This window comes from Mesorhizobium japonicum MAFF 303099, assembly GCF_000009625.1.
Taxonomy (GTDB): Bacteria; Pseudomonadota; Alphaproteobacteria; order Rhizobiales; family Rhizobiaceae; genus Mesorhizobium; species Mesorhizobium japonicum.
On the sequence record NC_002678.2, the window covers coordinates 2,954,580 to 2,972,556 of the forward strand.

Below are 17,977 nucleotides of genomic sequence, written 5' to 3' on the forward strand. Positions count from 1 at the left end.
GTCAGAGCAGGATCCCGAAAGGGAACGGTTCCGGGATCACGCTTCGACGGAAATCAGAAAATGTTTGGCGTGTTGGTCAGCGGCGCGGCATTGGCGATCATGCGGATCGCGCGGGCCTTGTGCGTCCCGGACTGTTCGGCGATGGCGCGCAGGCAATCGACGCTCTCGGCGCCCCATGCCTGCCCCTTGCAGGCAAAGTCGAGCGCCGTCATCGGCAGGCGAGCGGTCTTGATTGTCGTTGGCGCCCCATCGAGCACATTGGCCGGCGGATTCAGCGAGGCGAAGGCCGGCCCGACTGTCGGCGTGAGCGCCATGCCGATGACGGCGCAAGCAGCCAGCCCCATGAACATGGCCATGGGGTGATCGCTGGCGCGTTGGCGTAGCGCCAGTTTCGGGCGGCGGTCAGCGCGCTCCGGAGCCTGGAGGCGGTGTTCGCTGGTGATGATCTCGACTTTCGCATGCATTGCCTTCCCCTTCGCTGCGTTTCTTTTAATGATGAAACGAACTTAATCGCACTTTGTAACAGCACAAAATTGGTGTAGCTCTGGTAATGTAACCATATTGAAACGAGGATATCGGGCAAAACCGGGCATAATCGGTCAGCCCACTCGCCTTCCACCGATACAAGCAACCTCAGCCCCGACTCCGCCGGGCCGCCCAATCCAAGCGCCTGCCGAACAGCAGATCGGCCGCGGCGCGGCGAGCGTTTTGCCACCGGCAAGGTGACTTATTCTGCAGCCGTGCGCTTTGCCAAATCACGCTGAAATGGCGTTTCGGAAACCGGAGCTAACACCCGGATTCTCCGCGGTTTTCTCGGGCATCCGCAGCATCGAATTCAGCCAAGAACGATGCCTGGACTCCGTCCAAAAATTCTTGCTATTTCCACAAGCCATTGCATTTCAATGCAAAATATGATTTTATTGAATGATTATTCAACAAAAAGAAGAGACGTTTTATGAACCCGCACCTCCGTGACGTGGCGATCCCCAACGATTGGGACCGGCGGGGACTACCGGGCTGGAGTTACCATTCCGATGCCCTTCTCGAGCTCGAGAAGGAGCATGTCTTTCGCAACCACTGGCAGATCGTCGGCCATGTCTCCGACATCCCGAACGCCGGCGATTATCTGACCATGGATGTGGTCGGCGAACGCGCTTTGATCGTGCGCGGCAAGGACGGCGTCGTGCGCGGTTTCAACAATATGTGCCGCCACCGCGGCAGCCGTGTCGTCGCCGACAGCCAGGGCAATTGCAAGAACGCGCTGGTGTGCCCGTTCCATGGCTGGGTCTACAATCTCGACGGCACGCTGCGCGGCGCCGCGCGCCCGCGCTCCTTCCCCGATCTCGACAAGACCGAGTTCGGCCTGATGCAGCTCGATCTCGAAGTCTGGATGGGCTTCATCTTCATCCGTTTCCGCAATGGCGGGCCGCAGCCTTCGGTCGCCGAGCTGATGAAGCCGATCGAGCCCGAATTCGCGCATTACAAGGCCGCCGACATGGTGCCGTCCTGGGGCATCTGGACCCAGAAGACACCGGTCAACTGGAAGTCGGTGCGCGATGTCGACAATGAGGGCTATCACGTCGCCATGGCGCATCCTGCCCTGCAGGACCTTTATGGCGCGACCTATTTCGACGAGCCCTTCATCAACGGCGTGTCGCGCTCCTTTGCCACCTACAACCCGCATGCCGGCCGCCGCTGGAGCGTCAAGAACTACGTCAAGATCGCGCCAGAGCCGACGCATCTGCCGGACCATCTGAAGAAGGCCTGGGGCTATTACGGCATCTTCCCCAACGCGGTCATTTCGGTGATGCCGGAATCGGTGCAGTTCTATCAGGAGTTTCCGCTGTCGACGGGCGAGACCCTGCTGCGCGGCGCCATCTACCGTTACCGCGACGAAAGCCGCGAACAGGCCGCCGCCCGCTACCTCTCCTTCCGCATCGACCGCGACACCATGTCGGAAGATGTCCAGCTGTCGGTGTGGTCGAACGAATCCATGCTGTCAGAAGCCTTCGAGGGTTTTTACCTCTCCGACCTCGAATATGGCGTGCGCACCCATCACGACCATCTGCGCAAGATGCTGCCCGTGCTGGGCCTTGAGACGGCGCCGGAGGAGAAGGACATGTGGAATTTGAACGACGCGCTGAGGTCGCGGTCGTAGCTTCCTTCTCCCCGTGAAACGGGGAGAAGGAATGATGTTACCCCCGCCACACGCCCTCTTTCCACAGATCATCCATGGTCCGCGAAATGCCTTCGCGCAAAATGCCGACCATGTCGTCGATCTGCTCGCGCGTGATGATCAGCGGCGGCGACATCACGCACATGTTGATCAGTGGCCGTACCAGCAGGCCGAGCTCATGGCAGTGGGCGTCGATGCGTTTGCCGACATCCTTGTCGAGCTGCAGCGGGTTCTTGCTTTCGCGGTCGGCGACGCATTCGACGCAGCCCATCAGCCCGGCGCCGCGCACCTCGCCGACCAGCGGCAGCTCTTCCAGCGTCTTCAGCTGCGCCTGGAAATAGGGCGCGACCGCCTGCGTATGGGCAAGCACGCTCTCTTCCAGCAGGTCGAGGTTTTTCAGCGCCACGGCACAGCCGACGGGATGGCTGGTATAGGTCAAGCCATGGCCGAACATCGCATCGGGATGGTTCGAACGGCGCAACTCCTGCAGCAGCCGTTCCGAGATGATGACGCCGCCGAGCGGGAAATAGCCTGAGGTGACGCCCTTGGCGAAGGTGATCATGTCGGGATCGATGCCGAACACGTCACCCGAGGCGAAGACATGGCCAAGCCGGCCGAAGCCCGTCACCACCTCGTCGGAGACGTAGAGGATATCGTTGACGCGGCAGATCTCGCGGATGCGCTTGAGATAGCCGTCGGGCGGGATCACGACGCCTCCCGATGCTTGCACCGGCTCGCCGACGAAAGCGCCGATTTTGTCTGCGCCGACACGGGCGACCGTGTCGCGGAACTGGTCGACGAGGAAGTCGGTGAAGGCGGCAAGGCTCATGCCTTGCGGGCGGCGGAACGGATCGGGAGAGGACAGTTTGATCACCAGCTCGTCGGCGCCGTCCATCCAGTCGCGGTCGCGCGGGCGGCCATTGAGCGAGGCCGATAGATAGGTTGAGCCATGATAGGCGCCGCCGCGCGACAGGATCAGCTTCTTTTCCGGCCGGCCGCGCACATTGTTGTAGAACTGCATGAAGCGCAGCGCCGTCTCCACGGCCGAAGAGCCGCCGGTCGTATAGAAGACATGGCTGAGATCATCAGGCGCATGGCCGGCGATACGCATGGCAAGTTCGGCCGACGGCGCGTTCATCGTGTACCAGGGCGTGTTGTAGGACAGCGCCATCGCCTGGTCGTACATCACCCTGGCCAGTTCCTCGCGGCGGTGGCCGACATTGACGCACCACATGCCGGCAGGCCCGTCGATCAGCCGCTTGCCGGTGTTGTCGGTGATGTATATGCCGTCGCCTTCGCCAATCAGCGCGCGGGCTTCGGCACCGACGGAACCGGCATAAGGCCAGGGCTGGATGAGATGGCGCTTGCCCAGTTCAATGGCATCGTCACCGCCGGACGCTGCCATTTCGGTCGCCTTCAGGTCTCTCACCGCAGCCATTGTCGTCTCCACATCTCTGTCGATTATTTCTTGGACCTCAAATTCGGCGGCAATGGCCGGAAATGCCGGCTTTCTTCACCTAATTTTGAATGTCCATTCAATCAATATCTCAGAAATAGCGCTTGATTTCAATCCACGGATGCGCGCATGATGAAAGAAAGCCGGCAAGCTAGGAACGCGACCAGCAAAAGTGGTCACCGGTTTTGCGTTCGATCGCGTTCCAAGGATAAGTGGGAACAAACAGCCGGCGTCAGCACAATGGGATGCCGCATGGCGGAACAGTCCAGGCCAGCAACCGAGATTACGCCCGGAGCCTTGCCCGCCGGAGTCTTGCCCGCCGGAGTCTTGCCCGCCGGAGTCTGGCCCCCCGGAGGCTGGCCCCCCGGAGGCTGGCAATGACGGCGGCAGTGGAAGGGTCGCCCCCGTTGCGCATGACGCGGGCCAGACGAAATGCCCTTCTGCAATCCGAACCCGTCCAGGGCTTTGCCCTGATCAGCCCGACCTTTCTCTACGCCCTCATCCTGCTGGTCCTGCCGATCCTGGTGGTCATCGCCCACTCCTTCTGGACCCAGCACTACCTGACCATCGACCGCACCTTCACGCTGGAAAACTATCGCGTGGCGCTGACCGAGCCGATCTATCGCGATCTGTTGTGGCGCTCGCTCTACATCTCGCTGACCGTCAGCCTGTTCACTGTCATCCTCGCCTACCCGATCGCCTACTTCATTTCCTTCCATGGCGGCCGTCACAAGAGCCTGTGGCTGTTCCTCATCACCATCCCGTTCTGGACCAGCTATCTCTTGCGCGTCATGTCGTGGAAGGTCATCCTCGGCTATAATGGCGTGCTCAATTCCGGCCTGATGGGCCTCGGCATCATCGACGAGCCGTCGACGGCGCTACTCTACAATTCGAGCGCCGTCATCATCACGCTGACCCATGCCTGGGCGGCCTTCGCCATCCTGCCGATCTTCGTCTCGCTGGAAAAGGTCGACCGCACGCTGGTCGAGGCAGCCACCGATCTCGGCGATGGCCCCTTGCGCTCATTTCTGCGCGTGACCTTGCCGCTGTCGGCGCCGGGAGTCATCTCGGCGGCGCTGATCGTCATGATCCCGACCGTCGGCGACTATGTCACGCCGAAGCTGGTCGGCGGTAAGGACGGCGTCATGATCGCCAACGCCATCCAGGCGCAGTTCGGCAAGGCCGCCAACTGGCCGCTGGGTGCCGCGCTTTCCGTCACCACCATGCTGATCGTCACCCTGATGGCCGGCGCCACGGTTCTGATCATCCGCGCACTGCAGAGGCTGGCACGATGAGGGTGCGGGGTTTCCTGTCGGGCGGCTGGCTGTCCGTCTATGCGTTCCTCTATATCGTCTTCCTCTATCTGCCCGTGATCTTCCTGCCGATCTTCTCGATCAACACGGCGCCGACGCCGAAATTCCCGCTCACCGGCTTCACCTTGCAATGGTATGCGGACCTGCCGCACACGCCGGCTCTGCTCGACGCCGCCTGGAACAGCCTGAAAGTCGGCGTCTGCGCCTCGGTTCTGGCCACCGTGCTCGGCATCCTCGCCGCCCGTTCGATCACCCGCTACCGCTATCCCGGCCGCCGCACCATCAACGGCCTGATCATGGCGCCATTGGTGCTGCCCGAGGTGATCGTCGCCATCTCGATGCTGCTGGTGATGCTACAGCTGGGCCTCAGCCTCTCGCTGTTCACCGTCGTGCTGGGCCACGTGCTGGTCTGCATCCCCTATTCGATGACGGTGCTGACCTCCGGTTTCGAAGGCTTCGACCGCAGCCTCGAGGAAGCTTCCGCCGATCTCGGCGAAAGCGCCTTCGGCACCTTCCGCCGTGTGACGCTGCCGATGGTGGCGCCGGCCATCATCTCCAGCCTGCTCGTCTGCTTCACCATCTCGCTCGACGAGTTCATCATCGCCTTCTTCCTGACCGGCACCGAAGCGACGCTGCCGATCTACATCTGGGGCCAGTTGCGTTTCGCCTCGAAACTGCCCGGCGTGCTGGCACTGGGCACGCTGCTTCTGGTTGCCTCTTTCCTGTTGATGACAATCGCCGAAATCCTGCGCCGCCGCGCGGCCAGACGCACCCAGAACGAGGGAGGCCTCTATGCCTGAACAGCCGATCGAGCGCCCCCAATCTGACCAGGCCCAGTCTGACCGGGCCCAATCCGATCGGGCAATGATCGAGATCCGCAACGTCACCCGCAGCTATGGATCGTTCAAGGCACTGGACGATGCCTCCCTGACCATAAGGGAGGGCGAATTCTTCTCGCTGCTCGGCCCGTCCGGCTGCGGCAAGACCACGCTTTTGCGCATGATCGCCGGCTTCGACAACCCGACCAGCGGATCGATCGCGGTCGGCGGCCAGCCGATGGAAGGCATTCCGGCCAACCGCCGGCCGACCAACATGGTGTTCCAGAGCTACGCGATCTTCCCGCACCTCAATGTCGAGCAGAACGTCGCCTATGGGCTGAAGCGGCTGAAGCTGCAGGGCGGCGAGGAGAAACGCCGCGTCGAGGAGGCGCTGGCGCAGGTGTCGCTGACGGGGCTCGGCAAGCGGCTGGCGACAGAATTGTCCGGCGGCCAACGCCAGCGCGTGGCGCTCGCCCGCGCGCTGGTCATGCGGCCCAAGGTGCTGCTGCTCGACGAACCGCTGTCGGCGCTCGACAAGAAGCTGCGCGAGCAGATGCAGGTCGAGCTCCGGCGCCTGCAGCAGGCCGTCGGCATCACCTTCGTGCTGGTCACTCACGACCAGTATGAGGCGCTCGCCATGTCCGACCGCATCGCGGTGATGTTCGGCGGCAGGATCGCTCAGGTCGCCTCGCCCAAGGAAATCTACCAGCGCCCGGTCAACCGCCAGGTCGCCGACTTCCTCGGCGGCATGAACTTTGTGAAAGCCGAGATCGTCGAGGAGAACGGCGCGTCGCTGATCGTCGACACGCTCGGCTTCGGCCGCGTCAAGACCGACAAGCCGAAGGCCTTCGTGCGCAATGGCGGCGGCGCTACACTCGGCATAAGACCCGAGCGTCTGCGCGTGCTGTGGGACAATGCGACGGCAAAATTCGAGGTCGCCGGCAAGGTGGTCGAACGCCATTATTTCGGCGAGATCACCCATCTGATCGTCGAGATACCCGGCTTGGAAAAACCGCTCTCGGTGACCGAGACCAACGATTTCGGCGCCGACGACATTCCGGTCGGCACCACGATCCGACTTGCCTACGATCCCGAGGCGCTGGTGGCGATGGGGGATTGAAGCTCGGCGATTATTTTTCTGGCCGCGATGCGCCCGGCGACGATCGCGCCTTCGACATAACCGGGAAATGACGGCGACAGCTCCGAAGCGGCGAAATGCACCGGCGGCGCACCCGAAAGAATCGTCCGCTCGGCATCCCTGGCCGTCACGTCGACGATGAGGTCGCTATAGGCGCCGCCGCTCCAGCGATCCTTTATCCAGTCGCGCGAGCTGAAATCGATGATGTCGCCGGCATCGGGGCCGAGCGCCTCCTGCAATCGGCCGGTCACTTCCGCGCGCAGCCCCGCCTCGTCCAGCACACGCCAGCGCAACGCCAGCGGCCCGCCGACGAAGACGACGAGCGCGGCATGCTCCGCGTCCTTGCTGGCGTCGCAGGCAAACAGCCCCGGCAGATCGCGCCACATCACCATGCCGCTCAAACCCTGCTCGCGCCAGAATGGCCTGGGATAGCGCACGAGGATCTTGATCACCGCGCCACTTTCCCAGACGCCAAGCGCCTTCGCGAGTCTCGCCGGCAAGGTAGGCGCGAAATCGAGCTTCGCGGCCGTCGCCGGCGGCAGCGCGACCAGCAGCTGGCGCGCTTCCATCGCACCTTTGCCCGTGACGACACGAACGCCCTGCGGCCTATGCTCGACGCGCGTGGCCGGTTCGCCGAGCCGCACCCGGTCGCCGAGATCACCAGAAATATCCTCGGCAAGCGACTGCATGGTCTCGCGCAAGGAATATTGCAGCTCCGGCACCTCGTTGGTGATGCGCCGATCATTGTCGATCAGGTACCAGAGCGGCACCCTGTCCATCGGCAGGCACCACAGGCCTTCGATCATCGAGCGGAAGGCCGTCCTGGCATCGATGGGATCAGGCTGGCGCTCGAGCCAGGCGGCGACACTCATGCCTTTTATCGACGGGTCGTCCGGCTCGATGCCGTTCATGCGCTCGCGGATCGCCATCGCGCCGTGATAAGTCTGCTTGGCGTCTTTGGGCGGCATCGACGGATGCGTGATGAAGTCGCCCTCGACATAGGTTTCGACGAATGTCTTGCCGCGCGCCCTCGCCAGCGCCATCAGTTCCGGCATGTCCTCGCACAGGAATTGGCCGCCGCTGTCGATGCGCTCGCCAAGTCCATTCCGAACGGCTTCCACCCGTCCGCCGACACGATCGCGTGCCTCCAGCAGCACGAAATTGATGCCAGCCCGCTTCAGTTCAAGCGCCGCCGACAGGCCGGTGAAGCCGGCACCAACGATGACGACGTCGGTTCTTTCCAGTTCGTCCGTCAATAGCCGGCCTTGATCTTCTCGAATTCGTCGACCATGCGCTTCTTCAGCTCGGGCGCGACCGGCTGCTGGAACAGCGTCTTGTCGAGGAACTTGTCGATGTCGTCGAAACCGCGCTCGGCCAGCACCTTGTGGTCGATCGCGGCCATGCCCGCACTGTTGCCATGGCCGTAGCCGAACGTCGTGACCATGTATTTCGAAATATCGGGCGCGTTGACCGCGTTCAGGAAATCATAGGCCTGGTCGAGCTTGCCCGGCGCGTCCTTCATCAGCACGTAGCCGCACACCCAGGTGGACATGCCTTCCTTGGTATCGCGGTTCATGGCGATGGGAACACCTTGGCCGCTCATCGCGATCAGCGTCTGGCCCCAGCCCCAGGCAAGGTCGACCTCATTGCCGGAAAAAGCCTGGTCGATGTCGCTCGAGTCAGTCCAGTAGAGACGCACGTTTTTGTGCACCTGGCGCAGGAAATCCGACGCCTCCTTGAACTGCGCGTCGGTCATCTTGGTCCAGTCTTTCAGGCCGATGACCAAGCTCGCCAGCGCGTAGGCATCGTCGACATTGTCACCGATGGTGACTCGGCCCTTGAATTTCGGATCGGCCAGGATGCGCAGCGACTGCGCTTCTTGAGCCGTCACGTTGTCGGTGCGGTAGAGCAGTGCCGTGTTGCCCCAGTCGAACGGCATGAACCAGGCCTTGCCGTCGGCCGTGGTGGTGAGGTTCTTCATCGCCATGATGCCGGGATTGAGGTCTTTCCAGCCCGTGATCTTTGACGTGTCGAGCGGCTGCAGCAGGCCCGCGTCGCGCCATTTCGCCACGCTTTGCGAACAGGGATGGGCAATGTCGGCCTTGAAGCCCGCCCGCATCTTCTCGAAGGCCTCGTCCTCGTCACCGAAGAAGGCAAAGGTCGGCTCGGCGCCGTGTCTGGCGGTGTAGGCGGGATGCAGCAGTGGGTCCTCGTAACCGGACCAGTCGAACACCACGAGATCGCCGCCACCTTCCGCCCAGGCATAGACCGCGCCGGCGCCGATCATGCAGGCGGCGGCAAGCGCCAGGCGGCTTAGCATTGGCATCATGGCAAATCCCCCATCGCGAAAAAGCTGCTGCGAAGTTAGGAGAAATCATCCGCTTTGGCGAGGCCCGCCCGCCCGCCATGACGGCAACGGGCGGGCCGTCGTGCCGATCAATACCCGGCTTTGATCTTCTCGAATTCGGCGATCATCTTCAGCTTGAGGTCGGACGGCAGCGGTGACTGGAACAGCGTCTTGTCGACGAATTTCTGCACGTCGTCATAGCCTTTTTCCCTGAGGATCGACTGGTCGACGCCGGCCATGCCCTTGGCGTTGGCCTGGCCATAGCCCCAGTCCTTGACCAGCACCTTGGCGGTTTCCGGATCGTTGATGGCGTTCAGATAATCATAGGCCTTGTCGATATTGCCGGGCGCGTCCTTGAACAGCACATAGCCGCAGACCCAGGTCGAGATGCCTTCATTGGTATCCTTTACCGACTTGATCGGCACGCCTGCCTTGACGGACTGCACTGTCGCGTCGTTCCAGGCCCAGGCGAGGTCGACCTCGCCGCCGGACAGCAACTGGACGATATCGGTGGTGTCGGTCCAGTAGGAGCGGACGTTCTTGTGCACCTGGCGCAGGAAGTCGGAAGCCTGCTTGAACTGGTCGTCCGTCATCTTGGTCCAGTCCCTCAGGCCGATGGCGAGGCTCGCCAGCGCATAGGCGTCGTCGACATTGTCGCCGATCGACACCCGGCCCTTGAACTTCGGATCGGCGAACGCCTTCAGCGACTCCACATCCTTGGCGTCGATCTTGGAGGAGTTGTAGGTGAGCTGCGTGTTGCCCCAATCCCACGGCATGAACCACGCCTTGCCGTCGTCGGTGGTGGCCAGATTTTTCATCGCCATGATGCCGGGATTGAGGTCTTTCCAGCCTGTGATCTTCGACGTGTCGAGCGGCTGCAGCAGGCCCGCCTCGCGCCACTTCGTCACGCTCTGCGAACAGGGATGACCGAGATCGGCCTTGAAGCCCGAGCGCACCTTCTCGAATGCCTCATCCTCGTCGCCGAAGAAGGCGAAGGTCGGCGAATCGCCGTTCTTCTCGACATATTTTGGATGGAAGCTCGGATCCTCGTAGCCGGACCAGTCGAATACGATCAGGTCCTTGTCGGCGGCGACGGCAAACGCTGCCGCCGAAGCCGCAAGCGCGCCGCCCAGCGCCAATGTCAATGTCAGGCGTCGGCTAAGGTTCTTCATGCTGTTCCATCCTCTTTTGGTCTTGCCGGTCTTGGCGGCCGGCTGTTGCTAACCGTAATGCTTCGGGAAGGCAGCGGCCAAGAAAGCGTTGGCGGCCTGCAAGGCTGTTTCGCGCGTCGTGTCCTCGGTGCCCATCATCAGCCGCAGCCACAGCCCCTCCAGCATGGCCGACAGCGCCAGCGCCATCACCTGCGGCTCATAGGCATATGAGCCGCTTTGCTTGAGCGTCGTGCAGAGATCGATGAAGACCTGCTGGTAATAGGCATCACGCGAACTGCTCAGCGCCTGATAGGTCGGACGCGATTTGGCCTCGCCCCAAAAGGCCAGCCAGGCGGCGAGCTTGCGCTTGTTGCAGATCGAGCGGTCGAAGTCGGCCCAGACCAGCTGTTGCAGCTGCCGCGCCGGATCGTCGCCTGCCTTCTCCAGGGCGGCGCGCCAATGCGCCGAATACTCGTCATACATGTGCTGCAGCGTCGCGATCAGCAGCTTTTCCTTGCTCTCGAAATGGAAGTTGACGATGCCACGCGAGAGGCCCGCGCCATCGGCGACATCGGCCATCGTCGTCTCGGCATAGCCGCGTTTGGCCAGCGAATCGATCGTCGCCTCGATCAGCTGCAGCTGACGGACCTCCTTCGAAGCCTTGCGTCCGCGCTTTTCGGTCTCGGCTTTCCCCGCCGGTTCAAGGAGGGCATCCTTGGCGTCTGCCGTTTTCATGGGTGTGATCGTCTCCAGCATCGCCGGCTATCCAATCGCATCCGGCTTCCAACCGCGCAGATGAGTGGGACGGTGCTCGCCACTGTCAAGCACCTTCTGCATGGCCTCCCAGGTTCGGATGTTCTTGTCGACATAGGCAGCGCCGACCACGGCGGCGACCGGCGTATAGAGCGGTCCTTTCAGCCTTTCCAGCTCGCCGCGCGCCACCTCGCGATACCAGGGGTTGCGGTCCCTGACGGTGACATCGGCAAAGCCGGCGTTGCGCATCGCGTGCGCATAGCGCGCCGGCGAGGCCATGGCGAAGGACAGCCCTTCGGCGGCGATATAGGCCTTCATCTCGGGCGACGGTTCACTGTCATGCCCGATCATCCAGTTGGAGGCGGCAAAGACGCCACCCGGCTTCAGCACGCGGAAGATTTCGGCGAACACGCCGTCCTTGTCTGGCACATGCAGCAGCGCGTCCTTGGAAAAAACGGCATCGAAGGAGCGATCGGCGAAAGGCAGCGCTCCGGGTGGCGCCTGGACGAAGCTGGCGCGGTCCGAGAGCCCGCGCCCGGCAGCTCGCCGCCTGGCCGCCTCGATCACTGGCTGTTCGACATCGAAACCGGTGGCGCGGGCAGCGCCATGGCGCTCGACCAGATGCAAGGTGATGCCGCCGGAGCCGCAGCCGATATCGAGAACCGTCTTGCCCTCGAGCGAAAGCCCTTCGACGACCCGGTCGACCTCTTCAGGTCCGCCCGGAGACAGGTAGCCATCGCCCCACAGCGCCTCGAGGAAGCGGATGGCGGTGTCGTCATACTCGGCATCTGCCGTTTCGATCATCAGCCCTCGATCCCAACCGATGAATGCTCAGTTCGAACGCCGGCAAAGCCTAGCGCATGTCTGGGAAAACGCAACATCATTTGTTGAACATTCATTCAGTATGGCTGGACAGAATGGCCGATACCGTGCCAAATTCCGTATATTCGGGAACAGATCACGCAAAAATGAACAGCGGGTCGCACAGGGCAATTCCAGGAAAAATGTGGGCGGCTTTCCCTTGGGAATTGCGGAGAAACAAAGAGGCTGGGCCACAATGAAAGCTTGGGATGCGATCGTCATCGGCGGCGGACACAACGGCCTCGTCAATGCCTGCTATCTGCAGCGCGCCGGGCTCGACGTGCTGGTGGTGGAGAAGAACGACTGGGTCGGGGGCGCGGCCACCAGCCGCGAGTTGACGCCGGGCTTCGTCTATTCCAATTGCTCCTATGTCTGCTCGCTGTTCCGCCCCGAAATCATGCGCGACCTCGAACTGCCGCGCTTCGGCCTGCAGGTCATTTCCTATGAGGGCGGCGCGGTGTTCACCCGCGACGGCGATTACCTCGCCAATTACCGCGACCATGATGCGCACCGCCGCGAATTCGCGCGCTTCTCCAGGCGCGACGCCGAAGCCTATGACCGCTACGCCCGCGACGTGACGCGGCAGTGCCGCTTCATCCAGCCGCTGCTGATGCGCACCGCTCCGGACCCGACCAGCTTCAAGCCGCGCGACATCGGCGAGTTGCTCTATCTCGGCAAGAAATTCGCCGGCCTGTCGGCGGAGGAAATGGCGCTGACGCTGCGCTTCTGGACGATGTCGATCTCGGATTTCCTCGACGAGTATTTCGAGACGGATGTCATCAAGGCGAACTTCGCTTTGTCCGGCATCATCGGCACCGCGCTCGGGCCGATGTCGCCCGGCACGGCCTACGTGCTGCTGCACCACTATATGGGCGAGGTCGATGGCTCGGTCGGCGCCTGGGGCTATGCGCGCGGCGGCATGGGCGCCGTCACCAAGGCGCTGGCCGCGTCGTTCAAGGCCTCGGGCGGCACCATCCGCACCGGCGCCGAGGTCGACCACGTGCTGGTGAGCCGCGGCAAGGCCAAAGGCGTGGTGCTGGCCGGCGGCGAGGAGGTTTACGGCAAGCTCGTCGTCTCCAATGCCGACGTGAAGCGCACCTTCCTGAAGCTGGTCGAGGAAAAGGAACTGCCCGATATTTTCCTGCGCCGGGTGAAGAACTTCAAGATCCGCGGCTCGTCCGGCAAGGTCAACATCGCGCTCGATTCGCTGCCGGAATTCCCGGCGCTGGCGAAGGATTCGCCGGTCTATCGCGGCGACATGCATTTCACCGATTCGATCGAGCGCATGGAGCGCGCCTATGACGACTGGAAGGCCGGGCGCTGGTCGGCGGACCCCTTCCTCGACATGGTCATCCCGACGACGCTCGACCCGACCATGGCGCCGCCGGGCAAGCACTTCATGAGCTGCTTCGTGCAATACGCCCCGCCCAAGGTGAATGGCCGCGACTGGACCGACGCCGATCGCGACGGCTTCGCCGAGAGCGTAGTTGCGCAGATCGCCGAGTACTCGCCCGGCTTCCGCGACCGCATTGTCCATATGGAGGTACGCACGCCGCGCGAGATCGAGGCCGAGGTCGGCTTGACCGAAGGTAATATTTTCCAGGGTGAACTGACCTTCGACCAGCTTCTGTTCAACCGCCCGGTGCCCGGCTACGCGCAGTACCGCTCGCCGGTTGGCGGGCTCTATATGTGCGGCTCCTCGACTCATCCGGGCGGCGGTGTCATGGGCGCGCCCGGCCGCAATGCCGCCGCCGAAATCCTGCGCGATCTCGCCAAATCCACCTCGCATATGAGCCTCGCCCATGACGTCATTTGATGCAATCGTCATCGGCGGCGGCCACAATGGCCTTGTCGCCGCAGCCACGTTGGCCAAAGCCGGCCGCAAGGTGCTGGTGTTGGAGGCTGAAAGCGAAGTCGGCGGTGCCGCGCGCACCGAGGAATTCGCCCCGGGCTTTCGCGTCTCGTCGATCGCCCATCTGCTGAACCGTCTGCATCCCGATGTGGTGAAGACGCTGGAGCTGGAGACGCATGGGCTGCAATTCGCACGCGCGGACTTCCTGCCGTCGGCGGCGCTGTCGAAGGACGGCCCGGCGCTGATGCTGCATGGCGCCTATGGCGAGGTGCTGACGGGCGCCAGTCCCTCCGAACAGTCGGCCTGGAAAGACCTGCGCGCGCAGCTGCTACGCTATGCCGGCATCCTGAAGCCCTTCCTCACCCGCCGGCCGCCCGATCTCGCCGGCATGTCGTTGATGGAGACCGCTTCGCTCGGCCAGACCGCGCTGGCGCTGAAAAAACTCGGCAAGGAAGACATGCGCGACTTCCTGCGCGTTCTGTTGATGAACGTCGCCGACCTGCTCGACGAGCAACTCAGGGATGACAGGCTGAAAGGCCTGCTCGCCTTCGACGCCACGCTCGGCAGCCATCTCGGCCCGCGCTCGCCGACCTCGCTGCTCGGCCTCTACTATCGCCTGGCTGGCGAGGCCGGCGGAGCGGCCGGCGCGCAGGTCCTGCCGCAAGGCGGCATGGGCGCCGTCGTCGCCGCCATTCGCGCCGCGGCGGAGAAGGCCGGCGTCACCATCCGCACGTCGGTTGCAGCAGCAAAAATCATCGTCGAGAAGGGCCATGCCGTCGGTGTCACCCTCGGCACTGGCGAGGAACTGCGCGCCAGGACTGTTGTCTCGGCGATCAATCCGGCGACCACTTTTCTCGACCTTGTCGGGCCGCGCGAGATCGACACCGGCTTCGTGCGCAAGGTGAAAAACATCCGCATGAAGGGCGATGCCGCCAAGCTGCATCTGGCGCTCGACCGGTCGCCGCAATTCACCGGCGCCGATGCTGCCGCTCACAAGGGCCGGCTGGTGATCGCGCCCTCGCCCGATCATGTCGAGCGCGCCTTCAACCCTTGCAAGTATGGCGAATTCTCGCCTGAGCCGGTGCTGGAAATCACGCTGCCCAGCCTCGCCGATCCATCGCTCGCGCCGGATGGCGCCTGTGTGCTCTCGGCGGTGGTGCAATACGCGCCCTACGCGTTGAAGGAGGGGTGGGCTGCGGGCAAGCCGAAATTCATCAAGGCAGTCATGGCGCAGCTCGAGGCTTACGCGCCTGGCATCGGCAAGAGCGTTGTTCACGCCGAGCTTTTGACGCCGGCCGATATCGAGACGCGTTACCGCATGCCCGGCGGTCACTGGCACCATGGCGAGCTGCAGGCCGACCAGATGCTGATCTCACGACCCGTCTCCGGCTGGTCAGGCTACGACACGCCGGTCGAAGGGCTATTCCTGGCCGGCGCCGGCTCGCATCCCGGTGGCGGCGTCTCCGGCGCTCCTGGCTTGAACGCCGCGCGGCGCATCATTGCGATGAAGGGATAGGTCATGGCCCAGGCAACCAGGAAGAAGCCCGTTGCAAAGACGGCCGATGCGGCTGTCTCCGCCCGCATCGCCGCGCAATCGCATTTCCGCACGCTGCGCCTCGGCACGCCGTTCCAGCCGCGCCTCGATGCGCTGGCCAAAACGCAGGACTGGTACAATTGGGCCGGCTACCGTGCGCCACATTCGCTGTGGGACGAGGAACTCGAATATTTCGCCATCCGCAGCCAGGCGGCGCTGTTCGACATCTCGCCGATGACCAAATACCGGATCGAAGGGCCGGATGCCGAAGCCTTCCTCGACCGTGTCACGCTGCGCGATGTCACCAGGCTCAGGCCCGGCCGTGTCCATTACACGGCATGGTGTGACGACGAGGGGTTTGTCCTCGACGACGGCACGCTGTTTCGCCTGTCGCCGACGCGTTTCCGCCTGTGTTCGCAGGAACGGCATCTGCCCTGGCTGCTCGACAGCGCCATTGGTTTCGATGTGACAGTCGAAGAAGAGACCGAGGCCGTCGCCGGGCTCGCCCTGCAAGGCCCCACCTCTTTCGCTGTGCTGCGCGAGGCGGGCTTCGCCGGAGTCGAAAAACTCAAGGTCTTCGACCTTGCCGATTTCCCGCACGACGACACAACCGTCATCATCTCGCGCACCGGCTTTACCGGCGATCTCGGCTACGAACTGTTCGTGCCGGCCGACAAGGCGCTGAGCCTCTGGGACCGGCTGATGACAGCGGGCGAGCTGCGCGGCATCCGCGCCGTCGGCTACACCGCGCTCAACCGCGCGCGGCTCGAGGCCGGGCTGATCGTTGCCAATGCCGACTTCACCACCGCCGGGCACGCTATCCGCGCCGATCGCTTGCGCAAGCCCGACGAGATCGGGCTTGGCTTCATGATCGATCCGGAGAAAACCCATTTCAACGGCCGCCGCGCCGTCCTCGAGGCGCGCGCCAAGCGCAAGCTGCGCCATGTGCTGGTCGGGCTGGAGATCGAAGGCAACATCCCCGCCGAACACGCCATGGTCTACCACAAGAAGCACCAGGAGGTCGGACTGGTCAGCGGCGCCATGTGGTCGCCCATGGCCAAGCGCAACATCGCCATCGCCTCGCTGGCGCGGCCCTATGGTGATACTCTCGTGGAAGACCTCTGGGTCGAGATCTACGCCATGCGCGAGCTGCAGTATCAGAAGCTGATGAAACGGGCCAAGGTGGTGGCGCGGCCCTTCATCAAGCTCGACCGCCGCACCGCCAATCCGCCGGCGGATTTCTGACCATGGCCGGCGAAGCAGAGCTGGAGGCGGCCGAGCAGTGGGAGCTGGTCAACACGCCACTTGGCGAGAAATGGTCCGGGCGCACGCGCTATGCCGCCGCCATGTTCTTCTACAAGCGCGGCGAGATGAGCGCCGAGACGCTCGAGGTCTACCGCATCTGCGCGCGGCTTGATTCGGAAAACCCGCTGCCGATCATCCGCGACCGCGACGTCGGCAAGAATTGGCTCAAAAGGATCGGCTTCGAGTAGCGCCTGCGCACTAGCCAATGGTTCTTTCGAGCATACCCAGCCAATTGCGATACGCGATCTTCTCGATCAGCGCGCGGCCAAAACCACGCGCGGCCAGGGCATCGATCAGCTTCGGCAGGCCGGCGACGTCGCCGATGACGGCCGGGATCATCGCGCCGTCGAAATCCGAGCCGAGACCGACGCCGTCCTCGCCCAGCGCCTGCAGCAGGGAATCGACATGACGCACCATGATGTCGAGGCTGGTGTCGGCATTCATGCGGCCGTCCTCGCGCAGGAAGCCGGTGGCGAAGTTCAGCCCGACCATACCGCCGGACTCACGTATGGCGCCGAGCTGCCAGTCGGTGAGGTTGCGTGAATGGGTGCAGAGCGCATGCACGTTGGAGTGGGTGGCGACCAGCGGCGCGTCACTGAGACCGGCGACATCGCGAAAACCCTTCTCGTTGAGATGCGAAAGATCGATCATGATCTTCAGTTCGTTGCACGCCTTGACCAGCGCCTTGCCGGCATCGGTCAGCCCCGGGCCGGTATCCGGCGAGGACGGAAAGCGGAACGGCACGCCGTGACCGAAAGCATTCGGCCGGCTCCAGACGATGCCGAGCGAGCGCAGGCCGGCGGCATGCAGCACGTCGAGCATGGTCAGTTCCGGATCGATCGCCTCGACGCCCTCGATGTGAAACACCGCGGCGATCGTGCCTTTGGCCATGGCGTTGCGCACATCGCCGGCGGTGCGGCAGACGGCCAGAGCCCCGGCCCGTTCCAGCCGAAACAGGATCGAGGCCATCGCCATCGTCGAGTTGAGCGCTTCGGCGCGCGGCACCTCCGGCGGCAGCGGCTCGCTGTCGCTCGGCGCCAGGGGCACGGCGCTGCGCCTGGCTTTCTCGACCGGCGGCGGAAAGATCGCGAACATGCCGCCGGCAAAGCCGCCCGCCTTGGCGCGCGGCAGGTCGATATGGCCGCCCGACTTGCCTTCGACGAACAGCTTTTCGACGTCCCTGTCCTTCGATTGATACAGCCTCAGCAGCGTATCGTTGTGGCCGTCGAAGACGGGGACGAGGTCGGTTTCGGTCATCGGGGGATCATTCAGT

General features: G+C 63.4%; 17 protein-coding genes. 8 read left to right on the plus strand and 9 right to left on the minus strand.

From position 1 onward, the window contains the following. Window positions 1–53: 53 nt before the first annotated feature. Window positions 54–464, minus strand: coding sequence for a hypothetical protein (locus MAFF_RS15440; protein ID WP_010911855.1), 411 nt, complete (start codon window positions 462–464; stop codon window positions 54–56). A gap of 491 nt (window positions 465–955) precedes the next feature. Here MAFF_RS15440 and MAFF_RS15445 point away from each other — a divergent pair, with 491 nt between their 5' ends. Next, window positions 956–2,158: an aromatic ring-hydroxylating oxygenase subunit alpha gene (locus MAFF_RS15445; RefSeq protein WP_010911856.1), complete on the plus strand. Its 1,203-nt coding sequence runs from the start codon at window positions 956–958 to the stop codon at window positions 2,156–2,158. A 37-nt stretch (window positions 2,159–2,195) separates the two neighbouring features. Here the strand turns inward: MAFF_RS15445 and MAFF_RS15450 are convergent, their stop codons facing one another. Beyond that, entirely contained in the window at window positions 2,196–3,614 is a 1,419-nt protein-coding gene (locus tag MAFF_RS15450) for an aminotransferase (RefSeq protein ID WP_010911857.1), read from the minus strand. Window positions 3,615–3,915: 301 nt separating this feature from the next. After that, window positions 3,916–4,047, minus strand: a complete 132-nt coding sequence (locus MAFF_RS41435; RefSeq protein ID WP_080511867.1) for a pentapeptide repeat-containing protein — start codon at window positions 4,045–4,047, stop codon at window positions 3,916–3,918. On the opposite strand from MAFF_RS41435, the gene MAFF_RS15455 reads away from it, so the two are divergent. The 3 genes from MAFF_RS15455 (at window position 4,010) to MAFF_RS15465 (ending at window position 6,883) form a co-directional block, all read left to right on the plus strand. After that, a complete protein-coding gene (locus MAFF_RS15455; protein WP_032931941.1) occupies window positions 4,010–4,927 on the plus strand; it encodes an ABC transporter permease in 918 nt (305 codons plus the stop codon). The genes MAFF_RS41435 and MAFF_RS15455 overlap by 38 nt on opposite strands. Next, on the plus strand, window positions 4,924–5,745 hold the full coding sequence (locus tag MAFF_RS15460) for an ABC transporter permease (RefSeq protein ID WP_010911859.1): 822 nt from the start codon (window positions 4,924–4,926) through the stop codon (window positions 5,743–5,745). Before MAFF_RS15455 ends, MAFF_RS15460 begins: the two co-directional genes overlap by 4 nt. 64 nt (window positions 5,746–5,809) lie before the next feature. Next, a complete protein-coding gene (locus MAFF_RS15465) occupies window positions 5,810–6,883 on the plus strand; it encodes an ABC transporter ATP-binding protein (RefSeq protein WP_010911860.1) in 1,074 nt (357 codons plus the stop codon). Here MAFF_RS15465 and MAFF_RS15470 read toward each other — a convergent pair. The 5 genes from MAFF_RS15470 to MAFF_RS15490 all read right to left on the minus strand — a co-directional run bounded on the left by MAFF_RS15470 (window position 6,847) and on the right by MAFF_RS15490 (window position 11,956). Next, a complete protein-coding gene (locus tag MAFF_RS15470) occupies window positions 6,847–8,157 on the minus strand; it encodes a flavin monoamine oxidase family protein (protein WP_010911861.1) in 1,311 nt (436 codons plus the stop codon). The genes MAFF_RS15465 and MAFF_RS15470 overlap by 37 nt on opposite strands. Next, window positions 8,154–9,230 carry an extracellular solute-binding protein gene (locus tag MAFF_RS15475; RefSeq protein ID WP_044548368.1) on the minus strand — a complete coding sequence of 359 codons (1,077 nt, stop codon included), beginning with the start codon at window positions 9,228–9,230 and terminating at the stop codon, window positions 8,154–8,156. Before MAFF_RS15475 ends, MAFF_RS15470 begins: the two co-directional genes overlap by 4 nt. A gap of 107 nt (window positions 9,231–9,337) precedes the next feature. Continuing rightward, window positions 9,338–10,420, minus strand: coding sequence for an ABC transporter substrate-binding protein (locus MAFF_RS15480; RefSeq protein WP_010911863.1), 1,083 nt, complete (start codon window positions 10,418–10,420; stop codon window positions 9,338–9,340). Between the two features lie 48 nt (window positions 10,421–10,468). Continuing rightward, window positions 10,469–11,155 carry a transcriptional regulator BetI gene (betI, locus tag MAFF_RS15485; protein WP_044548369.1) on the minus strand — a complete coding sequence of 229 codons (687 nt, stop codon included), beginning with the start codon at window positions 11,153–11,155 and terminating at the stop codon, window positions 10,469–10,471. A 6-nt stretch (window positions 11,156–11,161) separates the two neighbouring features. Beyond that, window positions 11,162–11,956 (minus strand): class I SAM-dependent methyltransferase, encoded by a 795-nt coding sequence (locus MAFF_RS15490; protein ID WP_010911865.1) that lies wholly within the window; start codon window positions 11,954–11,956, stop codon window positions 11,162–11,164. Between the two features lie 253 nt (window positions 11,957–12,209). Between MAFF_RS15490 and MAFF_RS15495 the strand changes: the two genes are divergently transcribed. Genes MAFF_RS15495 through MAFF_RS15510 form a run of 4 tightly spaced genes read left to right on the plus strand, consistent with a single transcriptional unit; the run spans window position 12,210 to window position 16,892 of the window. Next, on the plus strand, window positions 12,210–13,829 hold the full coding sequence (locus MAFF_RS15495; protein ID WP_010911866.1) for a phytoene desaturase family protein: 1,620 nt from the start codon (window positions 12,210–12,212) through the stop codon (window positions 13,827–13,829). Further along, window positions 13,816–15,381: a phytoene desaturase family protein gene (locus MAFF_RS15500; protein ID WP_010911867.1), complete on the plus strand. Its 1,566-nt coding sequence runs from the start codon at window positions 13,816–13,818 to the stop codon at window positions 15,379–15,381. The genes MAFF_RS15495 and MAFF_RS15500 overlap by 14 nt, the downstream gene beginning before the upstream one ends. 3 nt (window positions 15,382–15,384) lie before the next feature. Beyond that, complete coding sequence (locus MAFF_RS15505) at window positions 15,385–16,644, plus strand: aminomethyltransferase family protein (RefSeq protein ID WP_010911868.1); 1,260 nt, start codon at window positions 15,385–15,387, stop codon at window positions 16,642–16,644. 2 nt (window positions 16,645–16,646) lie between these two features. Then, window positions 16,647–16,892: a hypothetical protein gene (locus MAFF_RS15510; RefSeq protein ID WP_010911869.1), complete on the plus strand. Its 246-nt coding sequence runs from the start codon at window positions 16,647–16,649 to the stop codon at window positions 16,890–16,892. A 10-nt stretch (window positions 16,893–16,902) separates the two neighbouring features. Here MAFF_RS15510 and MAFF_RS15515 read toward each other — a convergent pair whose 3' ends face one another. Then, a complete protein-coding gene (locus MAFF_RS15515; RefSeq protein WP_010911870.1) occupies window positions 16,903–17,961 on the minus strand; it encodes a dipeptidase in 1,059 nt (352 codons plus the stop codon). Window positions 17,962–17,977: the final 16 nt, after the last annotated feature.